The 24,308-nt window shown below is 29.4% G+C and carries 18 protein-coding genes; 8 read left to right on the forward strand and 10 right to left on the reverse strand.

The features are described 5' to 3' along the window. Positions 1-8 precede the first annotated feature (8 nt). A complete protein-coding gene (locus tag AB0T67_RS06865; protein ID WP_369219694.1) occupies positions 9-1,271 on the reverse strand; it encodes a POTRA domain-containing protein in 1,263 nt (420 codons plus the stop codon). A gap of 187 nt (positions 1,272-1,458) precedes the next feature. Beyond that, a complete protein-coding gene (locus AB0T67_RS06870) occupies positions 1,459-2,334 on the reverse strand; it encodes a transporter family protein (protein WP_369219695.1) in 876 nt (291 codons plus the stop codon). A gap of 140 nt (positions 2,335-2,474) precedes the next feature. Here AB0T67_RS06870 and AB0T67_RS06875 point away from each other — a divergent pair, with 140 nt between their 5' ends. Genes AB0T67_RS06875 through AB0T67_RS06900 form a run of 6 tightly spaced genes read left to right on the forward strand, consistent with a single transcriptional unit; the run spans position 2,475 to position 9,474 of the window. Continuing rightward, a complete protein-coding gene (locus tag AB0T67_RS06875; RefSeq protein WP_369219696.1) occupies positions 2,475-3,818 on the forward strand; it encodes an NAD(P)/FAD-dependent oxidoreductase in 1,344 nt (447 codons plus the stop codon). An 11-nt stretch (positions 3,819-3,829) separates the two neighbouring features. Next, a complete protein-coding gene (locus AB0T67_RS06880) occupies positions 3,830-5,452 on the forward strand; it encodes a 4Fe-4S binding protein (protein ID WP_369219697.1) in 1,623 nt (540 codons plus the stop codon). Continuing rightward, positions 5,442-5,918: a toxin-antitoxin system YwqK family antitoxin gene (locus AB0T67_RS06885; protein WP_369219698.1), complete on the forward strand. Its 477-nt coding sequence runs from the start codon at positions 5,442-5,444 to the stop codon at positions 5,916-5,918. The genes AB0T67_RS06880 and AB0T67_RS06885 overlap by 11 nt, the downstream gene beginning before the upstream one ends. Next, positions 5,919-6,611: a glycosyltransferase family 2 protein gene (locus tag AB0T67_RS06890; protein ID WP_369219699.1), complete on the forward strand. Its 693-nt coding sequence runs from the start codon at positions 5,919-5,921 to the stop codon at positions 6,609-6,611. Next, a complete protein-coding gene (locus tag AB0T67_RS06895) occupies positions 6,611-8,101 on the forward strand; it encodes a cellulose synthase family protein (protein ID WP_369219700.1) in 1,491 nt (496 codons plus the stop codon). The genes AB0T67_RS06890 and AB0T67_RS06895 overlap by 1 nt, the downstream gene beginning before the upstream one ends. Beyond that, positions 8,101-9,474 carry a mannosyltransferase gene (locus AB0T67_RS06900; RefSeq protein WP_369219701.1) on the forward strand — a complete coding sequence of 458 codons (1,374 nt, stop codon included), beginning with the start codon at positions 8,101-8,103 and terminating at the stop codon, positions 9,472-9,474. Before AB0T67_RS06895 ends, AB0T67_RS06900 begins: the two co-directional genes overlap by 1 nt. An 83-nt stretch (positions 9,475-9,557) precedes the next feature. Here AB0T67_RS06900 and AB0T67_RS06905 read toward each other — a convergent pair whose 3' ends face one another. The 8 genes from AB0T67_RS06905 to AB0T67_RS06940 form a co-directional block, all read right to left on the reverse strand. Beyond that, positions 9,558-10,139, reverse strand: coding sequence for an acyltransferase (locus tag AB0T67_RS06905; RefSeq protein WP_369219702.1), 582 nt, complete (start codon positions 10,137-10,139; stop codon positions 9,558-9,560). Between the two features lie 46 nt (positions 10,140-10,185). After that, positions 10,186-10,950 carry an energy transducer TonB gene (locus AB0T67_RS06910; protein ID WP_369219703.1) on the reverse strand — a complete coding sequence of 255 codons (765 nt, stop codon included), beginning with the start codon at positions 10,948-10,950 and terminating at the stop codon, positions 10,186-10,188. 104 nt (positions 10,951-11,054) lie between these two features. After that, on the reverse strand, positions 11,055-11,777 hold the full coding sequence (locus AB0T67_RS06915; RefSeq protein ID WP_271231198.1) for an energy transducer TonB: 723 nt from the start codon (positions 11,775-11,777) through the stop codon (positions 11,055-11,057). Between the two features lie 64 nt (positions 11,778-11,841). Further along, complete coding sequence (locus tag AB0T67_RS06920) at positions 11,842-12,225, reverse strand: VanZ family protein (protein WP_369219704.1); 384 nt, start codon at positions 12,223-12,225, stop codon at positions 11,842-11,844. Next, positions 12,191-12,571 carry a glycine cleavage system protein GcvH gene (gene gcvH / locus AB0T67_RS06925; RefSeq protein ID WP_271231197.1) on the reverse strand — a complete coding sequence of 127 codons (381 nt, stop codon included), beginning with the start codon at positions 12,569-12,571 and terminating at the stop codon, positions 12,191-12,193. The genes AB0T67_RS06920 and gcvH overlap by 35 nt, the downstream gene beginning before the upstream one ends. A 24-nt stretch (positions 12,572-12,595) precedes the next feature. Further along, positions 12,596-19,741, reverse strand: a complete 7,146-nt coding sequence (gene sov / locus AB0T67_RS06930; RefSeq protein ID WP_369219705.1) for a T9SS outer membrane translocon Sov/SprA — start codon at positions 19,739-19,741, stop codon at positions 12,596-12,598. A 6-nt stretch (positions 19,742-19,747) separates the two neighbouring features. Then, positions 19,748-20,329, reverse strand: coding sequence for a Holliday junction branch migration protein RuvA (gene ruvA / locus AB0T67_RS06935; protein ID WP_369219706.1), 582 nt, complete (start codon positions 20,327-20,329; stop codon positions 19,748-19,750). 54 nt (positions 20,330-20,383) lie between these two features. Then, complete coding sequence (locus tag AB0T67_RS06940) at positions 20,384-22,666, reverse strand: NADP-dependent malic enzyme (RefSeq protein WP_369219707.1); 2,283 nt, start codon at positions 22,664-22,666, stop codon at positions 20,384-20,386. A gap of 147 nt (positions 22,667-22,813) precedes the next feature. Here AB0T67_RS06940 and AB0T67_RS06945 point away from each other — a divergent pair, with 147 nt between their 5' ends. Together AB0T67_RS06945 and AB0T67_RS06950 are read left to right on the forward strand one after the other, a co-directional pair. Then, positions 22,814-23,446, forward strand: coding sequence for a PAS domain-containing protein (locus AB0T67_RS06945; RefSeq protein WP_369219708.1), 633 nt, complete (start codon positions 22,814-22,816; stop codon positions 23,444-23,446). A gap of 121 nt (positions 23,447-23,567) precedes the next feature. Further along, positions 23,568-24,212 carry a PAS domain-containing protein gene (locus tag AB0T67_RS06950; protein WP_369219709.1) on the forward strand — a complete coding sequence of 215 codons (645 nt, stop codon included), beginning with the start codon at positions 23,568-23,570 and terminating at the stop codon, positions 24,210-24,212. The last annotated feature ends 96 nt before the right edge of the window (positions 24,213-24,308 follow it).

A 24,308-nucleotide genomic window follows, 5' to 3' on the forward strand; every position in this document is an offset into this window, starting at 1 on the left:
ATATCAAATTAAAAATATTGACCAATACCAAAAACAAATCCTTTAGATGCATTTTTAGTTAATCCGTAACCATAATCGATTCTAAATACGGCATTAAATATTTTTTTATTGATACATCGCAATCCAAGCCCAGAATAAACTTGAATATTTTTTTCTTGAACAAAATCACTAAGATTACCTCCAGGATTTCGCCAACTACCAGTATCAACAAAAGTATTTCCTTGTATTGCCAACCATTTATTATTGTACAAAGTATGTCTGTATTCTGTGTTCCAAACGATACTTCCCGTACCTCTATCAACCAAAACACCTACGCCACGTAAATTCACATTATTATCTAAAGCAAAAGGCGCAAAAGGACTTTTTATGTTTGATGACAATCCTACACGCAATCTGTTTGCCCAATTTCCTTTTTTCCCAACTCTTTTAAAATAGAAGAAATCGTTCCAAAAAATTAAAAAATCATCTTGATACGCATTTTCAGAAATTACATATTGTGCGTATAATTCATTTTTAAAACCGTTTATATATTCATAATGATAATTTAAATTATCATAAGTATAAACAGTTTTAAATAACCACTTATTAACATCTAAAGTTAAAGGAATATCAGGCGATGTACTTCCTGTTAAATAATCGTATTTTTCTTTGAAATAATTGAAACCGAATTGAAGGTTATTTTTAAAATTTATTTGATAAATAGCCAGTGCTTCGTAAGAAGTATTTTGATATTTATAATTAGCCGTTTTATCAGCAAAATACAAAGGCTCTTCACTAATCCATTTTTGATGATGTAAACCTAAACCCCATTTATTAGAAAATAATGTTGGCGCGCTAAAATTAATACCATAAGAATCGAATCCATTATTTTGATAAAAACCTCCAAGAGTAATATTTTCGCCTAAAAAATTATAATCATACAGCCCAATTTTATAAGCTGTTTTCTTATTTGTAGTTGTCCAAATATTAAATTCAGGAATAATTGTAAAGTTTTCTTCAATATGGATTAAAACATTCTGTTTATCATCAGAAACAGCGACTACCTGAAAATAAGCATTTGATATTGCAGGTAAACGCTTTAAACGCACAATATCTTCGGATAATTTCACAGAATCTAAAAGGGTATTTTTTTTAGATGATATTATCTTTTTTATCAGCGAAATTTTAGTTTTTTTTACTCCAATAATTTTTACATCAGAAATAATATTTTCTTGTGAAAAAGTACTAAAACAAATACAAATAATTAAAACGATTGTTATTTTATTTCGCATATATTTTATTATTTATAAAAAATTTATTGTTAAAGTATAACTTATTTTAGATGACAACAAATATTTAATAAACCAAAAAAGGTATCAACACAACATAGTTGGTCAATACCTATAAAAAAGGGGAAACATATTGATGATTATTTTTTAACTTTTACAGAATAAAAAACAAATTATCAAATACTGTTTTTTAAAACAATGCTCGTACTCCTATATTAAAACTTTGCCCTAATCCGTTGTTATTTCCTCTTACAAAATTACTGTATATCGCTTCTAAATTTAAAATTTTTGTTATCTGATATTTACCTCCAAAACCTAAAGCAGTATAATCTTGTGTAAAATCGCCAAAGCGTTGCGAGTGTTGTGCAAAACCTAAAACAGTCGATTTATTTGTTGGAAAATAACTCATAAAAATACTTGGTGCTAATAAATAAGTATTGTTTGCGTAACTTTTTTCTTCTCCAAAACTGTATTCGGTATTTAGTTCTGTAAATAACTGCCATTTATCTCCTTCGAAAGTATAATCATAAAAAAAACGATTTTGAAATATCCATGAAGTTTGATCTAAATACACACCATTACTATCAGATTCATTCTTTACTAAAGGAATATGAATTGCTGACTGTGCCGAAAAATTAGCAATATTTTTTAAAGGTTGAAATTTTATTGCAGGTGCTATTGATGTAATTCCTTTTCTATCAGAATTTGTATCTTCTAAACTAAAAACAGACAATGCTTGCCTTCCTCCGATAGTATTAGAACGAAATTCTGCTAAAAAACCAACATTAAAACGATTACTATCAGAAATTCCTGTAAAAATTTCTACTGATGAAGTAAAAAAATTAGCTCGGTCTTTTGGTAATGAATTCCCATTCTTATCAGCAAATTTTGTTTCTGTGTATAAATTATTTCCCCATTTAATATCCCACTGCCCTTTATTCAATAATTTAGAAGGTGTGTAAGTTTGAATATTACTTTTTTCTTCTTCTTGTTTTTCTTGAGAAAACACTTCAGAAAAACCAAATAAAACGATTAATACAGCAATGTATCTTGATTTAATTTCCATTTTAAGCTTTTTTATATTTATATAATAAGACGGCATATTTTTAATCAACTTACATCACATCCTTATTTAAATTGATTCTAAATTTATTTATCCTGTTAAGTTATTAACTTTAACAACGACCTAACTGCAAATCAACTTTTATGGAACATGTTGTTATTATTGGTAATGGAATTTCTGGTGTTACTGCTGCCAGACATATTCGAAAATTATCAGACAAAAGAATTACTATTATTTCATCTGAAACTAAATATTTTTTCTCAAGAACTGCTTTAATGTATGTTTATATGGGACATCTAAAGTTCAGTCATACACAACCTTATGAACCTTGGTTTTGGGAAAAAAATCGAATAGAACTAAAAAAAGGACTCGTTTCTAAGATAAATACATCTAATAAAGAAATCGTTTTTGATAACAATGAAACCCTTGCATATGATAAATTAATTATTGCTACAGGAAGTAAACCCAATAAATTCGGTTGGAAAGGACAAGATTTAGAAGGCGTTATGGGAATGTATCATAAACAAGATTTAGAAAAATTAGAAAAATTTGCTCCCGATAATAAAATCTGTAAAAGAGCTGTAATTGTTGGTGGCGGTTTAATTGGAATAGAATTAGCAGAAATGTTACACAGCAGAAATATTCCTGTAACATTTTTAGTTCGTGATAAAAGCTTTTGGAATGGCGTTTTACCTGCTCAAGAATCGGCAATGCTTAATAAAGAAATTTTATCAAATCATATTGATTTACGTTTAGGTGTCAATCTAAAAGAAATTAAATCCGATGAAAACGGACAGGTAAAATCAATAATTATTGCAGAAACAGGGGAAGAAATTCAATGTAATGTTGTTGGATTAACAGCAGGTGTTTCTCCTAATATTGATTTTATTAAAGAATCTGAAATTGAAATAGGAAAAGGCGTAAAAGTAAATCGATTTTTAGAAACAAATATTAAAAACATATATGCAATTGGCGATTGCGCCCAACAACACAACGCCATAAATCAGCGTCCGCCTATTGAAGCCGTTTGGTACACAGGAAGAATGATGGGCGAAACCGTAGCACAAACTATTTGTGATAATAAAACGGAATATAAACCTGGACATTGGTTTAATTCTGCTAAATTTATGGATATCGAATATCAAACTTATGGTTGGGTTTGGGCAGAAACAAAAGAAAATGAAGCTCGTTTTTATTGGGAACATCAAAGTGGTAAAAAATGCATTCATATTAATTATGATAAAAACACACATGAATTTATCGGAATAAATACCTTCGGAATTAGAATGCGTCATGATTTTTTTGATAAAGTTTTAACCGAAAAACGTTCTATTCAATATGTCTTAGAACATTTAGCCGATGCTAATTTTGACCCTGAATTTTATAAACTTCATGAGTCAGAAATCATTGCACAATTCAATAAAGAAAATAATACTACTATTCAACTAAAAAAGAAAAGTTGGACACGAATTTTCAGTAAATCATAATAATTAAGCCCATGAAAATCATAAAACAAACAGGTCTAATCGTTTTTTTAATAGGATTAGCCATTTTTATAGCAACTATTTTCACAGGTTCTTTCCGTTTAGAACAAGCCGAATTAGATTCTTTTATCAAAGAAAAAGGGTATAAAAGTACCGTTATAAATGATGAATTAAGCAAGGCTGTTGTAACTTCAGAAGATTTAAATATTTTTCAATTTTCGAGTCGTGTTATAAAAGCATATGAAAATTCTAACGCTCATTATGACGGACTTATTGCTAAATATGATGCTGAAAAAAATTGGGATAAAAAAGGAGCTCAATATCAATATAAAATATTTGGAAAACCGCATAGTTTAAGTTTTACTCTTGCTAAAAAAGCAGGAAAAGGACTTGCTCATAACAATACAGGTTTAATGTGGTTTTTAACATTCGGTTTAGGAATTATTGGCGCGCTACTTTTTATCGTTCCTGATGTGGTTTTATTAGGAAATGCAGGTATCAAAAATAATGGAGTTTTTCTGAATGCGGCTACAAACCGTGGTTGGATTGGTTGGTTTGCTTTTATCTTTTTGGTTACTTTTTATATTTTACTATATTTTTATCCTGATTTCATCGTAAACTGGGTGTATTTAGTCGACCCGATTAGTGAATCAATTAGTGGAAACCCTGCGAGTCAGTGGTTTTTATACGGATTTTTATATTGTACTGTGATGTCTGTAATGGCAGTAAGAATGTATATTAAATACCGTCATAATAAATATCAAATTTTAAGAACAACTTCTGTTTTATTCTTTCAAATTGTATTTGCTTTTTTAATTCCAGAAATTTTAGTTCGCTTCGAAAAACCTTGGTATGACTTTAAAAATGCCTTTCCTTTGGATTATGATTTTTTCTTCAAATGGAATTTAGATGAATTATTAGCCAGCGGTGGTTTTGGTTTATTTATTTTAGTTTGGGGAGTTATTTTAACCGTTATCGTAGTTCCTGTGATGGTCTATTTCTTCGGAAAAAGATGGTATTGTTCATGGGTTTGTGGCTGTGGTGGTTTAGCTGAAACACTAGGAGATCCTTACAGACAATTATCAAGTAAAACATTACTTTCTTGGAGAGTAGAACGTATTGTAATTCACACCGTACTTGGTTTTGTTTTGGTGATGACAGGTTTTGCTTTATATACTTTCTTTTCAGGTGCAAATGAAATTATTGGGATTAAAACACAAACTATTCAAGATATTTATGGCTTTTTAATCGGTTCTATTTTTGCAGGTGTAATCGGAACAGGTTTCTACCCTATTTTTGGAAATCGTGTTTGGTGCAGATTCGGATGTCCTTTAGCTGCTTATTTAGGTTTTATCCAACGTTTTAAATCTCGCTTTAGAATTACAACAAACGGAGGTCAATGTATTTCTTGTGGAAATTGTTCTACTTATTGTGAACAAGGAATTGACGTAAGAGCTTATGCTCAAAAAGGAGAAAACATTGTTCGTTCTAGTTGTGTTGGTTGTGGAGTTTGTGCGGCAGTTTGCCCAAGAGGTGTTTTAAAATTAGAAAATGGTCCTGAAGAAGGAAGAATTAATCCGACAGAAATATTATTAGGTAACGATGTTGATTTAATGGATTTAGTTAATGAAAAATAAACTGTTTTTTTTCCTGTTTTTTATTTCGATGCTTGTATTTTCTCAAAAAAAATATCAAAAAAAATATTTTGACAATGGGAATTTAAAGGAAGAAGGCTGGATTAAAAATTCTTTTAAAACTGATTATTGGAAATTTTATTATAGAAATGGTCAATTAAAAAAAGAAGGGAACTTTAAGCAGAATCGCTCCGTAAAATATTGGTATTTTTACCGACAAAATGGAACAGTTGAAAAAGAAGGTCATTTTGTTGCTGGAAAAAAAAGTAAATGGTGGCTATTTTATGATAGCAAAGGAATTGTAAATCATAAATGTCAACTAAAAGACAACCAAAAAGATGGGTATTGTCTGCGCTATTATCATCAAAAATTAATTCGCGCCGAAAAATATCAAGCAGGAAAAAAAATAAAAGAATGGACAGATTTAAAATCTTTTAAAAAAGAAAATAATTTGTTCGATTTAAGATAAATGAAACAATCAATTAAAGTGATTATCCCTGCTTATAATGAGCAAGATTCTATCGCAAAAGTTATTAACGATATTCCAGAAATTGTTGATGAAGTAATTGTAATTAGTAATAATTCTACGGATGCAACAGTTGAAAATGCTACAAATGCAGGTGCTACTGTTTTACAGGAAAACAGAAAAGGCTACGGATATGCTTGTTTAAAAGGCATGGATTATATTGCTTCATCAGAAAAAAAACCAACAATTATTGTTTTTTTAGATGGTGATTATTCTGATTATCCCGAACAATTAACAGAACTTATTACTCCGATTATAAATAAAAATATCGATTTTGTAATCGGTGCTCGTGTAAAAGAATTACGAGAAAATGGCGCTATGACTCCGCAACAAATATTTGGAAATTGGTTAGCGACCTTTTTAATGAAGTTATTTTTCAGAGCAACATTTACAGATTTAGGACCTTTTAGAGCCATTAAATACGATAAATTACTGTCATTAAAAATGGAAGATAAAACCTACGGGTGGACAGTAGAAATGCAATTAAAAGCACTAAAACAAAAATTTAGTTACGTAGAAATCCCTATGAAATATAGAAACAGAATTGGAGTTTCAAAAGTTTCAGGAACCGTAAAAGGTAGTATCTTTGCGGGCGTTAAAATATTAAGTTGGATATTCAAATATAGTTTCAAATAATGATTGTAGAGTACATTATAATAGTAGTTTATGCTATTTCGTTAATTTTAATTTTTATGTATGCTCTGGCACAATTAAACTTATTGTTTAATTATTTAAAGGCTCAGAAACAAAAAGATAATTCACCTAAATTCGATTTTTCAAAACCTGAAGAAATTCCTTTTGTAACCATACAATTACCCGTTTTTAACGAATTATATGTGATGGAGCGTTTGTTAACTAACATCGCCAAAATAAAATATCCGAATAAAAAATTAGAAATTCAAGTTTTAGATGATTCTACGGATGAATCTGTAATTTCAACAGCAAAACAGATAAATGAGCTTCAAAAAACAGGTTTAGATATTGTACATATTTGCCGAAAAAATAGACAAGGTTTTAAAGCAGGAGCATTAAAAGAAGGTTTAGAAGTTGCCAAAGGAGAATTCATAGTTATTTTTGATGCTGATTTTTTACCTCAAGAAGATTGGCTAGAAAAAACAGTTCCTTATTTTAAAGATCCAGAAATTGGTGTTGTTCAAACTCGTTGGGGACACATCAATAGAAATTATTCTACCTTAACTAAAATTCAAGCTTTTGCCTTAGATGCTCATTTTACTTTAGAACAAGTAGGACGAAATAGTAAAGGTCATTTTATCAACTTTAATGGTACTGCTGGTATATGGCGTAAACAATGTATTTATGATGCTGGTAACTGGGAAGGCGATACTTTAACTGAAGATTTAGATTTAAGTTATAGAGCACAACTTAAAAACTGGAAGTTTAAATACTTAGAAAATGTTCAAACTCCTGCTGAATTACCCGTAATTATTAGTGCTGCACGCTCGCAACAATTTCGATGGAACAAAGGTGGTGCTGAAAACTTTCAGAAAATGGCAAAAAGAGTTATTGGTAATAATAACTTGCCTTTTAAATCTAAAGTTCACGGATTATTACATTTATTAAATAGTTCAATGTTTTTAAATGTATTTTTAGTTGGTGTACTAAGTATTCCTATGCTATATATAAAAAACGAATATGAACATTTAAAACCATATTTTTATATGATGAGCTTTTTTGTAATTAGCTCTGTTATATTTTTTATTTGCTATTGGCATATGTACAAAAGAACTTACGGTAGTGGAATTAAAAGTTTCTTTAGTTATATAGGTACATTTTTTACCTTTTTTTCTATTGCGATGGGGTTTTCATTACATAATTCTATTGCTGTTTTAGAAGGTCATTATGGTAAAAAAAGTGAATTTGTTCGTACACCTAAATTTAATATTAAGTCGGTAAAAGATGGTTGGAAAAACAATAAATATATCAGAAAAAAGGTTTCTTTACATGTAATTTTCGAAGGTCTTTTGGCTCTTTATTTTGCCTTTGGTATGTATAGTGCTTTTATTGTAGGTGACCAAGGTGGTGATTTTGGATTATTTCCTTTTCACTTAATGCTATGTGTAGGTTTTGGTTATGTCTTTTTCAAATCATTATTTTCTAAAGCCTAATGTACTTCTGGAAAAAAAACAATGCAATACTGCTAACTTTTATTAGCAGTATTCTTTATTTTTTAGTAGCTTTTTTTTTAGATAGAACAAATTTTTTACAATTACTTTTCTTATGGTGTGCACTATTTAGTAGCACTTATTTTTTATGGAAAAAAAATCAGCATAATTTTCCTCTTCTAGTTGCTGTTTCTATTTTATTTAGATTGATTTTTCTTTTTGCAATCCCTAATTTATCACAAGATTTTTATCGATTTATTTGGGATGGAAGAATGATTTTAGAAGGATTTAATCCGTATTTATCATTGCCTAAAACCTTTATAGAACAACAAAAGTATCCTATAAATGAAGCCCTTTCTTTATACAAAGGAATGGGAGAAATGAATGGAAGTCACTATACTAATTATCCGCCTATAAATCAATTATGCTTTTTAATAGCTGCTATTTTGGCTAACAAAAGCATTTTAGGAAGTGCAATTGTGATGCGAATTATTATAATTTTAGCTGATATAGGAATACTCTATTTTGGAAAAAAGCTCTTAGAAAAGTTGAATTTACCAATTCATACTATTTTTTTATATATTTTAAATCCATTTATCATTATTGAAATGACAGGTAATTTACATTTTGAGCCTGTAATGTTATTTTTCTTAATTTGGAGTTTATATCAATTACAACAAAAAAAATGGATATCAGCAGGATTATTACTTGCCTGTTCTGTTACTGTAAAATTAATTCCATTGTTATTTTTACCATTATTTTTTCAATGGTTTATTAAAAAAGAAAAGACAAAAACTTTATCAAAAATAATAAAACTCATTTGTTTTTATTGGGTTATTCTGATGAGTATTATTGTGTTATTTCTTCCTTTTTACTCGCCTTTATTTATTTCAAATTACTCTAATTCTGTTGGATTATGGTTTCGAAATTTCGAATTTAATGGTAGTTTTTACTATATCGCTAGAGAAATAGGTTATTTATTTAGAGGTTATAACGAAATAGCAATCATAGGAAAAATAGGTCCTTTATTAACTATTTTATTTTTAATAGGGATTACATTTTTTAGAAGAAATAAATCAATGATAGAATTAATTACAGCAATGTTATTTGGTTTATCTTTTTATTATTTTACAACAACAACAATGCATCCATGGTACATCGCAACACTTTTAATATTATCTGTATTTACTAAATATCGATTTCCTTTAATTTGGAGTATTGTTATAATTTTAAGTTATCAAGCATATTCAAATGAACCATGGAAAGAAAACTTATGGTTTGTTAGTTTAGAATATCTATTTGTTTATGGTTATTTAATTTGGGAATTATTCATAAAAAAACCCACTCAAAAAATTGAGTGGGAAAAATTGCTATGAAAAAGAAAAAGTAGTGGTTTTAAAACCACTACTCAAATATAAGTAAGTTATATCTAATACACAAGTAATTAGACATTAAAAAATTATAATTTAATTACTTTATCTTTTTCTAAATAATATTTTTGAAAGCTTTCAAAGCATATTGCTTCATTATTCTCATCAAATTCTAATCGATGTCCATATTCACTAACCCATCCTATTTGTTTAGATGGATTTCCTACAACCAAAGCATAAGGAAGTACTTCTTTTGTAACCACTGCTCCTGCTCCTACAAATGCATATTCACCAATATTATTACCACAAACTATAGTTGCATTAGCACCAATACTAGCACCTTTTTTAACTATAGTTTTTAAATATTGATCTTTTCTATTTATAGCGCTTCTAGGATTTATTACATTGGTAAAAACCATTGATGGACCTAAAAAAACATCATCTTCACAAATAACACCTGTATAAATAGATACATTATTTTGCACTTTCACATTATTTCCTAAAATTACTTCTGGAGAAATCACTACATTTTGACCTATATTACAATAATTACCAATTTTACAATTAGACATTATATGACTAAAATGCCAAATTTTGGTTTCTTTACCAATACTACAATCATCATCAATTATAGCTGTTTCGTGAGAAAAATAAGAGTTCGTTTTATCCATATATACAAAAGTAAAAAACTCAACCTTAATAGTTGAGTTTTTGATTTTATTCTACTTTAAAAGTAATCGGTAAGGTATATTTAACTTTTACAGCTTTCTTATTTTGTTTTCCTGGTGTAAAATTAGGTATTTTACGCACTACTTTATTTGTTTCTTTTTCTAATTTTTTATGAGGAGCTCTAATTTTGATATCAGATACTATTCCTGATTTATTTATTATAAATTGAGTTAATATTTTATATTTACCAGAACTTAATCCTACATCTTGTGCTATTTCTGAATTAAAATGTCGCTGAACATGTCGTTGTATTTTACGCTCGAAGCATTTTCTATTTTCTTCTTCGGATAAACCTTCACAACCTTTAAAAACTGGCGCATTTTGAACATTATTTATAGATATTGTTTTCTCTACTATTTCAACAATTTTCGGTTCTTTTATAATCGATTTAATTGTTGTTTTCTTATTTTCTTTTGTTGATTTTATAATTGTTTCTTCAATAACATTAGTATTTTTAACAATTACTGGGGTACTAATTATTTTCACTACTCGTTTTTTAACCACAGGAACTACTTTTTTTTCTACTTTTTTGATAACCACAGAACGTGAAAAAGTAAAAACAGTAGATTGATTTGTTTCAAAAGGAATAAATACATCGGCTGTCTTTTTTTCTGTTTCATGTTCTAATGAAATAAAAACAACAAATAATGTAAGTACTAAACCTAGCTGCATAAAAATAGAAGAAAATTTTTCTAATTGTTTTCTTGGGTTTTTCTTTAAAATTTTGTTTGACGTATTCTTTAAATTTTTCATAGTAATTAATTTTTAAGTTAATACACTGTTAAAACCAAGAAGTATGCCAATAAAAAAAGCAACCCAAATTGGATTGCTTTTTTTATATTATAATTAGAAGTAAATTATTCTACATTAAAAGTAATAGGTAATGTATACCCTACTCTTACTGGTCTACCTCTTTGTCTACCTGGTTTCATTTTAGGTATCTTTTTAGCTATACGAATAGCTTCTTTTTTTAATCTTGGGTGAGGTGCTCTTGCATTAACACTTGTTATAGATCCGTCTTTATCAATTTTAAATTGAACATAAATACGTTTCTTACCAGGAGATAACCCTAATTCGTTTGCTAATTCAGCATCAAAATTACGTTGGATATGCTTTTGTAATTTTTTATTTAAACAAGCTTTTTTCTCAGCTTTAGAACCTGTACATCCAGGGTAAATAGGCACTTCTTCAATAATAGAAAAAGGTACATCTTCTACAACTTCTTCTTCTTCAACAGCCTCTTCAATATCTTCTACTTCAACAGCTTCAGATTCATCAGTTTCAGTCGATTCAATAACGGTTTCTTCAACTTCCTTTTCATCTTCAACAACCTCTATTTTTTCTGGTGCTGGTGGTGGAGGTGTGTTTTGTTTTGGTTTTGGTGGTTCAATATTAAGTTCTATTGTTTCTTCTTCAATTTCAGAAGCCATAGTCACTTCACCTAAATCTCCATATGTTTTATCATATGTTTTATTTTCAATTGCAACATATGTTACAAATAAAGCTAAAACCAAACCTAACTGCATAAACAGTTTACTATAATTCTCTAAGTTTGACTTTGGATTCTTCTTAATTTCCATCCTAAATGTTTTTTAATAGTTCGCTAATTTAATTAATTTATTTCAACTTTTACAAGCTAATTCTTTAAATAGTTACATTTTTTCTAAAAAAAAGAAAGTACGTAATATAAGCTATTAAAATACCCGTCGTATTTGCTACAATGTCTAAAACATCACCTGAACGGTATGTAGTTATTGTAACTTGAAGAGCTTCAATAATTATGCCGTAAAATACGCAGCAAAAAACAACTATAAAACTATTATTTTTTGTTTTACTATAAGCCAATAACCAAACAAAGCATAAAACAAGATAAGCAAATGCATGCTCGTATTTATCTAAATGATTTATTTGAATTATAGCTGGTTGCTTTCCAATTTTAATTAAACTAAGAATAGCAATACTAATGGTTATTAGTATTGCTATTTTTGTTAAATTATCCTTTAATAAGCTCTTGATACCCTTCAGCACTTAATAAATCTGCTACTTGTGAATCGTCTGATAATTTAATTTTTATCATCCAACCGTTACCGTAAGGATCAGAGTTTACCAATTCTGGCTCATCTTCTAACTTTTCATTAAATTCGATTACCTCTCCTGATAAAGGCATAAAAAGGTCAGATACTGTTTTAACTGCTTCTACTGAACCAAAAACTTCTTCAATATCTAAAGTTTCATCTAAAGTATCAACATCTACATATACGATATCTCCTAATTCTCCTTGTGCAAAATCAGTAATACCAATTGTAGCTACACCTTCTTCTATCTTAACCCACTCGTGGTCTTTTGTAAACTTTAATTCTGATGGAATGTTCATTGTACTATTTTTATTGTGTTTGTTTTAATTTCCTAAGTTATATATAATATTGATTCCTGCATTGATAGATTGCCTTGGAAACGTAGTTGACACCGCATATTGAAACGTTTGATGGTTATAATAAAACGACGCTGTTAAACTACTACTTAAATTATAATCAGCTATAAATTTTAACCCAAATAATTTCTCTCCTCCTGTTATCTGACTATTTTCTTTATCAACACTTCGTATTAATGTTAAATTATCTCTTAAAGAGATATCAGCTCTTAAATTCACATCTCCTTTTAAGGTTTGTTTTTTACCTGTAAATCTGGTTACAAATTTAACATCTTTAATTTTATAACCAAAACCAACAACATATTCTGTTCCTTTAACATCGGTTAAAGTATTATTATTGAAATTTAATGTTAAACTTCTATCTCTTCTTATTTCTCCTTTAAATGAAAAGTCATTTTTCATTCTAAAATCAACTTTTACCAATGGAGAAAACTCGTCAATTAAAGTTGCCGACGAAAGTAATAGTTCTGACTGATAATTACCAGAATTATTTGTATTTGTTGGTGTAGAAGTGTCATATTGTAGGTTATTTGTGTAATTACCTACTGTATATGATGATTTATAACCATGAGACACCGTAAAAGAAGAGAATGATTTTTTAAACCACTTGTACTTCATTAACCCATTAAAACGTAATGTCCAGTTTGGAATTGGAATACTCTTAAACACATTTGTACTTACAGAAGTTGCACTAGTACCTGAATAAGCAGCAATAAATGCGGGTAACATTGCTTGTTGTCCTGTTGTTTTGTATCCGGCTCCATCATCATTATTTGGTAACCCTGATGCAGCAGATAATCGTTCTGAAATTGTTGCTCTATTTGCTAAAAATGTTTCATATAAAGCTTCACTATCTGTAAAAGCAGTACTTAACATAAAATGACTAATACTATAATTACCTGTTTCAAAGACTTTAATTGCTGGATTTTGTTCAAAATTACCATTACCATCTGAAATTACATCTAACTGTTGATTCAAATTACTAGTATGAATTCTATTTCCTCTTAAATCAATAGATAAATTTTTAAATGGTTTTACAGAAACAGTATAGTCTAATTTTTTATATCTGGTTTTTCCGTAATTTTTACTATAATAAGGATCATCTGTATCTCTTGTTACTAACCATCCGTTTTGAATAGCAGTATTTAAAATTTCTGTTTGACTACCAAAAACAAATCCTAAAGATGGTGCAGAACCTCCTTCAAAATTATTTCTTCCTAAGAAACCTACAGAAGGTTTGTATCCTTGTAATAAAGTTCCATTATTTTCAGAATAACTAATTTTACCTTTTTTTATTGATGTTAATACATCATATGTACCTTTCAATATTTTATGACCAAAAGAGGCATTCTTTTTCAGCTTTGCCTTTTTTACAGAAGCGTTTGATCCTAAAGTAGCTTGTCCTTTTTTAATGGGTTGCTTTTTAATTCCTTTTAATAATAATTTATCAATACCCAAGGTTTTATAAAAACGACCAAAATTAATATTCGCATTTAAACTATGTGTATTCGCATTCTGAACCATATTACCAACTACATCCTGATAATCAAGAACTGTCGTTTCTCCTGTGGCTTCATCTACTTGATTTACAATACTCTGTGAACCAGCTTTCCAGTCAAAATCTGCTGTATAGCCATAATCTGCTGTTATAAAATTTAAATATGGTATTTTTTTAAGAGGCAATTTATAAGTTGCATTTAATTTTTGATGATAATTATCAGGTCGTCCTAGAGTAAAGAACTGATCATATATTTCTAAATCTTCATCATTTCCAAAACTATCATAAATATAGTTATTGGTTGCATTAAAATTCAACTGTAATGATTTTGTTAAATCAAAACCGATAGTATAATCCCAATTAAATAAAAACCTACGCTGAACTAATTCTGTTTGTTCACTTAATCCTTCAATTAAATTTCTTGATTTCTGAGAATTATAATTTCTATTAATACGTGAATTAAAAGCCAGTGTTTTAGGGACAGGGTTTATATTTAAATCTTTTACCACTTTTAAATACTTACTTTTAAATAATTTTGATTTTTTAAAAGGTTCAATAACAAAAGGCTTAAAGCTAAAATTATAACTAGCCGATGCCATTACATTTTTATTTTCAAATTTTTCAATATTATAATCTTTATGAAGTTCTTCATTATGAGCATAAGAAACTGATACATTTTCTACATCATAAAACTTTGGTGTTTTTTTACTTTCAGAGTTTTTATTCTTTTTAACATTGATAAAACTTATACTTTTTCTACGAGTATAATCTTGCGCATTTTTACTATTCGGATTTTTATCTAAAGCATTTTTTAATTCGATATCTTGAAATTGAGGATCATATTTAGGATCTCTAAATTCTTCACCATAACTATAACTCATCGGCAATTGCATATTCCATTTTTTAGGCATCATTTTACCTAACTGAATATTCGTTGCAACACTATATTGTTTAATTTCTTCAATACTTCTTTGCTGTACTCTGTCTTCAATACTACCAAAACCAATAGTTGACATTTTTCCTGCTAAAGATAAATCCATAACATCGGCAAGATTTGCATCAGCATTTACAACAGTAGCCCATCCACCTTTATTATCAAAACCTACTACACGCAGTTCATTAAACCAAACTTCTGCAGTTTCTTCTATATTAGAATTATTTTTTACCCCCAGCATTACCGTTCTTATCTGTGCTAATGTTGGGTTTCCTTTTACTGATATTTTTAAACCATTAGAACTTGTTGATGAAAAAACATCGCCAACACTTGATCGTTCAAGTTTTAAATTAGCTAATTCTTCCAACGGAATTTCTAAATCATTTACCTCTGGCCAAACATCTCGTGAAGTAGCATTCGAGGTTGATAATTTTAATGGTTTTTCAATTTCGTAATAATTATCATTCAAATCAGTTCCTAAACGAATAATAGCAGTCATATCATCATTATCTGTTCTAGAACCTGTTGGTGCTTCAGCATGTAGAAACATCAATAATTTTTTATACCTACGCATATCTATACTTATATTTTTATAGATAGTTCTTTTTTCACCTGCAGGTAAATCAGTAACTTTTAAAGTAACCGATTGTTCATTCTGACGTTGAATTCTATTAGTTCCTTGTAATTCTTCACGTGTAATTCCTGGCGGTAACTGATATTTTTCTTGGTTTTGTTCAATACTTACTACACCTACTTCAAACTTATTAAGTTCTTCTGATTTTAAATTTTCAGGAACTCCAGTTTCTGGAAAAGTTTTAGTGTAACGTCTCCAATCTCCACGAACCAATTCTAATTCACCAAATCGTAAAACAACTGGTATTTTAAATTCGGTTAAAAACATTCTTATAAAACGAATACTATTAAAATCAGAAATTCCATTAATTGCCTTAGCATCATTTCTAACAGGAATTCTAAATTGATACCAAGTAGTATTTCGTGTTGTTCCGTTAGCCAAAGTAATTGGTTCGCTTTTCGCATCAATAATATTATTTTGACCTTTTTTTAAATCATCATGATTTAATGAAATTTCATATTCAAAATAACTATTAACAGGGTTCATTGTTTGATCCTTATTAATATCTTCGGTATCAGGATATGCAGTTGATGAAGTAGGATACGACTCTGTTGATTGCGATGCCGTTGGCGAGTTTCCTTGTGTACCGTTAAAATTTTTATATCGTGATAAAATAGATGGACTTGATGCTTCAATAGCTCCACCTCTAAAATATTGAAAATTATCTCCCGCAGGATCATCTCCAAAAGTAGCTATTTGAGTATCAGTAAAACTATGACGTTCTTTAAGATGTGTTTTTTCATCTTCATCATTCAATCCATCTAAACCAATATCTTGATTTGTTCTATGTCCATCATCATTATCAAAGGCATACAAAATAGATGGATTAATCGGTATATTACCCCAAGCAGTTTTGTTTACGTTAAGTTCGTCTGTTTTAACTCCATCTTCAGGCAAACCATTTTCATATTGTTTTCGACCATCTTTTAAAATATCTTCAGAAACATTTCCTAAATTGATGAATAATTTACCAACCTGATTACTTAAATCTTGATGATTGACACCTGCTGGTAAACCTTCTGCTTCTGTAATTGAATAATTTTCATACGGATCCATTAACCAAAACTGAATATATTCTACATTCGCTTGTTCAAAATTATTAGTTGTTAACGGGCGCATAATTCCACCCCAACGTTTTTCAGCTATTTCTGGGCTTACATTATAATTATAAGGACCTCTTTCTGATGGATAATAAGCTAAATCTAAAGTTCGTACTAAGTTTTGTTGAGTTATATCTAAATCAGTATTTGGAAATAATTCGTTGTAACGAATCTGACGAACTTCATTTCTTGATAGTTCATTTTCATCAATGTTACTAGGTCTGTTTCCATTAGCATAAAAAAGTTGATCTACATTATACCAAGCTATTTTTGCTCTGTTATAATTATATGATAAATCACCTGACCCTCCATTAAAACCTGGAGATTCTGGTGTACTTGCTAAAAACCATTGTTGTGGTGAGCTTAAATTTATTGGTATTTCTGATGCTTCAAAATCATCTAAATAAGATGTTGCTGCTCCATCAATATCAATTCCACTTGGCGAACCAGGTATCAAATATGCGAAATCTGCTCTAACCGATACATTTGAAGGAACTTCCGTTTCTACAAACGGCAATCTGTTTGCTAATTTTGTTAAATAAGGTACTTCTGATGAATAATCTAAATTTAAACCTAACATTGTATTATTGATAGGTTCTCCACCAAAATTTACTTTTGGTGTTATTGGTTTTTCACTTACATTTAAGTAAGTTCCTCCTAAAGTAAAATCTTCGGAAAAACGATGTTCTACATCAATACCGATAAATGTTTTTCGTTGTTGACTGAATAAATTATTACTTTCTGTAGTTGCATTTATAGGAATTCCTGATGCTTCTAAACCTGGATCTAAAATTTGTACTCTTCCTAATTGATAATCTACTACATAATCAATTCCTTCTACTAATTGTCGTCCACCAGCAGTAACGCTAACAGATCCTCTAGGAATATTAAATCCTCCAAGAGAAATACCTCTACTTGTTGCTGATTTAAAATATCCTTTTAAAAAGAATTTATCTTTATTTTGATATTCATTTTTTGCTTGAATTTTAGTCGTTAAATACAATTCTTCAAAAAGATATTTTTCTTGATCTGTAGTATTTGTAAGTTCACCTTTTAAATCATTTCCAAAAGGTTCTGGCTCAGGAAAAATAACATAACCTCTTTCTGAACTAACTGTTACTCCTTCTACATAATCAAAAAAACCATCTCCTTCAGGTACAGCATACTCACTTTGATCTAATTTATCTAGATTAAATATTCGCAATAGTGGTTTCTCTGATACATCTGGCGTTAATGCTTTTTGTAAAGTATTTTGTAATGTTCCTGTTTGGTCATCACGATATAGTAATTCAATACGAAAACCTTCACGCTGTAACGGAAAAGCACCTAAAGCATATACATTTTTCATCATTAATTGCCAAGTCGGAAATGCTACTCCTAAAAACCCTGGTGCACTTGTATTCGGACGAATCGTATTTAAAATTTCACTACGTAATAATTTTACTACTAAGTTTGATGGCGCTACGACTCCATCATTAGAAAACTCTCCTACTTTAAATACTGTTTCTCCGTTAGAAGCTCCAACAACAGTATATTCATAAGCAACGGCTAAAACTTCTCCGTCATTTAATCTTCTATTTAAAGATACAAAACCTAATTGATTATGTACTTTAAACTCGTTTGGTTGTAGCTTTCTTGCATTTTGCAAATACGAATAATTATATCCTTGTTTAGCAGGAATACCTAACTCATTAATTGCAGCATCAACAGTTGCTACATCTCTAATTTTACTATCTTCAGCTAATAAACCTTTTAAATTATTAACATTATTATCAGGTATGTTAAACCCGTTTGCCTTTGCAGGATTTATAGTTAAGTCTTCAACTTCATCATTAACTAAGTTATTTGATGTGCTTTTTGTGTTCGATTCACCTAAATCGGCAAGTCCTACAATACTACGATAATCAGTTACATTTTGCGAAGTATTGGTAACCCAAACCTCAACACGAGTAATATTTATTGGACTATTTATTAATGGATAATTACCTAATGCTTTTTTATAAGTTTCTCTAAAATACTGTCCTAAAAAAAAGTGTCTATCATTATCATAATCGGAAGCACGTAATTCAAATGGCTCAATGGTAGCACCGCCTTCTGCAACAACTGTTTTAGATTGTGAATTTTGCTGTGAAAATGCAGCTGTTATAAATGTTTTACCAAACTGTAATTCTGTTTTTACACCAAATAATGTTTGCGCTCCGTTTATTAAGGAGTTTTTAATTGGCATACTAATGTTACCCGCTTCAATGTTTTGTATAATATCATCTTCGGTTGGGGCGTATTCTAACTTAATAATATTTTGAAAATCAAAAGTAGATTGGGTATCGTAATTTGCTGTTACCTTTAATCGTTCTCCAATTTTTGCTTGTAAACCAAGGCTTATTTGCTGATCAAAATCAAAAGTAAAACTAGTTTGATTTTCAATAGATATTTGAGGGTTTTCATTTTTTTGATAAACTCCTCCTAATTTTATATTTACTTGACCTGTAGGTTTTACATCAACTGTGTTTCCGCCAAAAATAGATTCAAAAAATTTAGAATTCACATAATATTTTGGCAATAAATTTTTTCTAGCTTTTTTACTTCCTTTTTTATTCGGGTTAGTCGCATCTATTTTTTCTTTGAAATAATCTTTCAAATCATTATTTAAGCGATATTTTTTATATTCATTTGGAGTCATAAAAATAGGTGTACCAATATAGTAATCACCAATTTTTTCTACCAATACAAATTTATGAATAGCCTTGTCATAGCTGACAATTTTTTCTGTTGGATTATTTAAAAAAAGACCTCCTTTTTGATTGTTACTAAAATTATACTTAAGAGGTATAACGGTATCTTTTTTAACAGCATTTTTTTTATTACTTACTGTGTTTTGCGAAAACGAAACAACACTTACTAATAAAGTAAGTGTTGTTAAGAATATATTAATGACTGTCTTTTTCAATCCGTTTTATAAGTTTTTCAACGCCTTTTTTATTAGTGTTTCAACACTAGCATCAGGTGTTTCTTTTAGTATATTTCCAATAACTCTATCTGCTTGTTTACGTAAAAAACCAAGAACTTCTAAAGCTGATAACGCTTCTTCTTTGTTTGTATTGTTTTGAGTAATTGAAACTTCATCTAAATCAAAAATCTTTACAATTTTATCTTTTAGGTCAACAATAACACGTTGTGCTGTTTTTATTCCAATCCCTTTAACCGATTGTATTGCCTTTACATTTTCTGAAGCAATAGCTTGTTGTATCTCTTCAGTAGTCATTGATGATAACATTGTTCTGGCAATACTTGGTCCTACTCCAGAAACTGAAGTAAGCAATCTAAAAGTTTCTCGTTCTACTTTATTAAAAAATCCATACAAAGTATGTGCATCTTCACGAATAGATAAATGAGTATATAATAACACATTTTCATCCACAGGTAACAACGAATAAGTTTGTAAAGAAATATGTAATAAGTAGCCTACTCCGTTACAATCAATTACCACATTTGTAGGACTTTTTTCTACAAGTTTCCCTTTTATTTGTGTTATCATTTAATTGAATTTTAACATGTCTAAAAGTAGACAAATTATTTAGTATTAAATCCTTTAGATTTTATTTTTTCTTTCTTTATTTTGAGCATCTACAACTGCCACGGCTGCCATATTAACCATTTCATCTACACTTGCACCTAATTGTAAAATGTGTACAGGCTTACTCATTCCTAATAAAATAGGTCCGATAGATTCTACACCCTCAGTCTCTTTCATTAATTTATAAGTAATATTTGCCGATTCTAAATTCGGAAATATTAAAATATTTGCTCTTTTACCATTCAACTTAGAAAAAGGAAATTCTTTTGCTAACAATTCAGGGTTCAAAGCAAAATCTGCTTGTAACTCTCCATCTACAATTACATTTGGATGATTACGGTGTATATAAGATACTGCCTCTCTTATTTTTACTGAACTTTCAGCTTTTGATGATCCAAAATTAGAAAAACCTAACATTGCAATATGTGGTGTCATACCAAACATTTTTGCTAAACCAGATGTTAACTGACTTATTTTAGCTAAATCTTTTGCTGTTGGATTTATATTAATTGTAGTATCAGCCAAAAACATTGGTCCTTGTTTGGTAAGCATCATATTTGTTGCTGCAACTCTAGTAACTCCTTTGTCTTTTTCGATTAACTCTAACATTGGTTTCACTACAGAAGCATACGACCTTGAATACCCAGTAATTAAAGCATCAGCTTCACCTGTATTTACCATCATTGCAGCAAAGTAATTACGTTCACGCATCCACTTTTGTGCCTCTAAGAAAGTAATTCCTTTACGTTGTCTTGTTTTCCAGAAAAATTCAGCATATCTGTTTCTTCTATCTGTTTCTTCATCTGTTTTAGGATCAATAATAACAACCTCAGCATCAAAACCAAGCTCTTCTTTTAATTCTAAAATAACTTCTTTTCTACCTAATAAAATAGGAGTTCCTATTTTTTCATCAGAAACTCGTTGAGCTGCTTTTAAAACATCTATATGATCTGCTTCAGCAAATACAATACGTTTAGGATCTTTTTTTGCTCTGTTATGTAATAACCTTATTTCTTTATTTCCACTACCAGACCTGTCCATTAATTCTTCTCTATAAGCATCCCAATCTGTAATTGGCTCTTGTGCTACGCCAGAACTCATTGCAGCTTTTGCTATTGCTGGAGGAATTTCATAAATTAATCTTGGATCAAATGGTTTTGGAATAATATATTCTCTACCGAATGAAAGACTTACTTCGTCATATACAATATTTACTTGCTCAGGAACTGATTTTTTAGCTAAATCAGCTAAAGCATGTACAGCTGCCATTTTCATTTCTTCATTAATTTTAGTTGCTCTAACATCTAAAGCACCTCTAAAAATAAATGGAAATCCAAGTACATTATTAACTTGATTAGGATGATCTGATCTTCCAGTAGCCATAATAATATCATCACGAGTATCAACAGCTAATTGGTATTCAATTTCAGGATCTGGATTTGCCATTGCAAAAACAATAGGATCTTTAGCCATTACTAATAACATTTCAGGTGTTACTATATCACCTTTAGATAAACCAATAAAAACATCAGCATTATGCATTGCTTCTTCTAAAGTATTTACATCATTATCGGTTGCAAATTCTGCTTTTTGAGAAGTTAAGTTACCTCTATCTTTTCTGATAACACCTTTACTATCGCACATTACTACGTTTTCTCTTTTAGCACCTAATGCTAAATATAAACGTGTGCAAGAAATAGCTGCTGCTCCAGCTCCGTTTACTACAATTTTTACGTCTGCAATATCTTTACCTATAATTTCAAGGGCATTTTTTAAAGCTGCTGTAGAAATAATAGCCGTACCGTGCTGGTCATCATGCATTACAGGAATATCTAATTCCTCAATTAATCTTCTTTCTATTTCAAAAGCTTCAGGAGCTTTAATATCTTCTAAATTAATACCTCCAAAGGTTGGGGCTATTGCTTTAACTGTTTCTACAAATTTATCTACATCAGTAGCATCTACTTCAATATCAAAAACATCAATATCTGCAAAAATCTTAAACAACAATCCTTTTCCTTCCATTACTGGCTTAGAAGCTTCAGGACCTATATCCCCTAACCCTAATACAGCTGTTCCGTTAGATATAACAGCTACTAAATTTCCTTTAGCTGTATATTTATAAACATTATTTTTATCTTTTGCTATTTCTAAACAAGGCTCTGCAACCCCAGGTGAATATGCTAACGCTAAATCGTGTTGTGTTGCATATTTTTTAGTAGGTACTACTGCTATTTTTCCTGGTTTTGGCTTGGCATGATATAACAAAGCTTCACGTCTTTTTCTAGAATCACTCATAGGTTCGTTGTTGTTTGTTTGAACTCACAAATATACATTTTTGTTATTTAGTTTAAAATTTAAAACATGACTAAAATCATATTTTAAGTATAATTTAGTTAAGAAATTTGCCGTAACTTTTAAAATTAAACCATAAAAATTCCCCCGATGCAAGTAATCAATGAAGAAGTTAAATGGGATAAAACCCAAACAATTGTTAGTAAAACAGATATTCACGGAACTATTCTTTACGCAAACACTGCTTTTACCCAAGCCTGCGAGTACAACACTATTGAATTAATAGGCGAACCTCATAATATTATCCGACATCCCGATATGCCCAAAGTTGCTTTTAAAGCATTATGGGATGCCTTAAAAAAAGGAAAAAATTATCATGCAATTGTTAAAAACCTAACAAAAAATGGTAGATACTATTGGGTTATTACCGATTTTACTATTGATAAAGATGATGCTGGAAAAATCATTGGATATACAGGTCGTAGAAAAGCAGTACCAAACAGTGTTGTTGAAAAAATTGAACCTTTATACAAAACACTTTTAGAAATAGAAAAGCTAAAAGGTGAAAAAGTAAGTGAATTGTATTTTGAAGGATTTTTAAAAGAAGAAGTAGGCAAAAGTTACGATGAATTTGTTGTTTCTTTATTTAAGGAAGAATCTCTAAAAAATGCAAAAAAGAAACAACTAGCTACATCTCCTCAAGTTGAAACTGTAATTGCAATTGAACAAGAAAGTAAAATAAAGAAAGGGTTAAATTGGTTTTTCTTTGGTGACTTTCTGTAAATAAACAAGGTGAAAAAAGGCTGGTTAGACAAACTAGACAGCCTTTGATTTTATTAAACTATTTTAACACTATTATATTAAGAGAATGTTATAATTTTGTAGCTTTAAAAGCTAAAATTTTATGATAAAAAATCCCCTACGTCCACAACAAATTATTGATGAAGAAATAAAATGGGACAAAACACAAACCATTAGTAGTAAAACTGATGCTTCTGGTACAATTCTTTATATGAATGACACTTTTGAAACAGTTTCAGAATATAATAAAATAGAGTTAATTGGTGAACCACATAGTATTATCAGACACCCGGACATGCCTAAGGTTGTTTTTAAAGTATTATGGGATAATTTAAAAAAGAAAAATAATTTTCATGCAATTGTTAAAAACCTTACCAGAACTGGTAGATATTATTGGGTAATTACCGATTTTACTATTGATAAAGATGAAAAAGGAAATGTTACTGGTTATACAGGACGTAGAAAAGCAGTGCCAAATAGTGTTATCGAAAAGATAAAACCATTATATGAAACTCTTTTAAACATTGAAAAAGTAAAAGGTCAAGCAGCAAGTGAATTATATTTTGATGCGTACTTAAAAGAAGAAATTGGTAAAAATTATGACGATTTTGTTGTCGATTTATTTACAGAAGAATCTTTAAAAATAGAAAAACAACAAAAAGAAGAAGCTAATCCAAAACTAGAAGAAAATGGAAAAGCTAAAATTAAAAAAGGATTAAATTGGTTTTTCTTCGGTGATTTTTTATAAAAACAACTCAAAAAAGTTATCTGAAATAAAAATCAGATAACTTTTTTTTTACAATTTAATTTCTTCTATCTAAAAAATATAAAAGTTATAATTTAT

It is taken from the genome of Tenacibaculum salmonis (assembly GCF_041053065.1).
In the GTDB taxonomy this organism is placed as follows: domain Bacteria; phylum Bacteroidota; class Bacteroidia; order Flavobacteriales; family Flavobacteriaceae; genus Polaribacter; species Polaribacter pacificus_A.

What these genes read in the sequence shown, in the direction of transcription:
- AB0T67_RS06895 (WP_369219700.1), top strand. Translation starts at nt 6,611, where the DNA reads ATGATTGTAGAGTACATTATAATAGTAGTTTATGCTATTTCGTTAATT.
- AB0T67_RS06870 (WP_369219695.1), bottom strand. Translation starts at nt 2,334, where the DNA reads ATGGAAATTAAATCAAGATACATTGCTGTATTAATCGTTTTATTTGGT.
- AB0T67_RS06900 (WP_369219701.1), top strand. Translation starts at nt 8,101, where the DNA reads ATGTACTTCTGGAAAAAAAACAATGCAATACTGCTAACTTTTATTAGC.
- AB0T67_RS06875 (WP_369219696.1), top strand. Translation starts at nt 2,475, where the DNA reads ATGGAACATGTTGTTATTATTGGTAATGGAATTTCTGGTGTTACTGCT.
- AB0T67_RS06940 (WP_369219707.1), bottom strand. Translation starts at nt 22,666, where the DNA reads ATGAGTGATTCTAGAAAAAGACGTGAAGCTTTGTTATATCATGCCAAG.
- AB0T67_RS06890 (WP_369219699.1), top strand. Translation starts at nt 5,919, where the DNA reads ATGAAACAATCAATTAAAGTGATTATCCCTGCTTATAATGAGCAAGAT.
- AB0T67_RS06915 (WP_271231198.1), bottom strand. Translation starts at nt 11,777, where the DNA reads ATGGAAATTAAGAAGAATCCAAAGTCAAACTTAGAGAATTATAGTAAA.
- AB0T67_RS06885 (WP_369219698.1), top strand. Translation starts at nt 5,442, where the DNA reads ATGAAAAATAAACTGTTTTTTTTCCTGTTTTTTATTTCGATGCTTGTA.
- AB0T67_RS06865 (WP_369219694.1), bottom strand. Translation starts at nt 1,271, where the DNA reads ATGCGAAATAAAATAACAATCGTTTTAATTATTTGTATTTGTTTTAGT.
- gcvH (WP_271231197.1), bottom strand. Translation starts at nt 12,571, where the DNA reads ATGAACATTCCATCAGAATTAAAGTTTACAAAAGACCACGAGTGGGTT.
- AB0T67_RS06905 (WP_369219702.1), bottom strand. Translation starts at nt 10,139, where the DNA reads ATGGATAAAACGAACTCTTATTTTTCTCACGAAACAGCTATAATTGAT.
- AB0T67_RS06880 (WP_369219697.1), top strand. Translation starts at nt 3,830, where the DNA reads ATGAAAATCATAAAACAAACAGGTCTAATCGTTTTTTTAATAGGATTA.
- ruvA (WP_369219706.1), bottom strand. Translation starts at nt 20,329, where the DNA reads ATGATAACACAAATAAAAGGGAAACTTGTAGAAAAAAGTCCTACAAAT.
- AB0T67_RS06945 (WP_369219708.1), top strand. Translation starts at nt 22,814, where the DNA reads ATGCAAGTAATCAATGAAGAAGTTAAATGGGATAAAACCCAAACAATT.
- AB0T67_RS06950 (WP_369219709.1), top strand. Translation starts at nt 23,568, where the DNA reads ATGATAAAAAATCCCCTACGTCCACAACAAATTATTGATGAAGAAATA.
- AB0T67_RS06910 (WP_369219703.1), bottom strand. Translation starts at nt 10,950, where the DNA reads ATGAAAAATTTAAAGAATACGTCAAACAAAATTTTAAAGAAAAACCCA.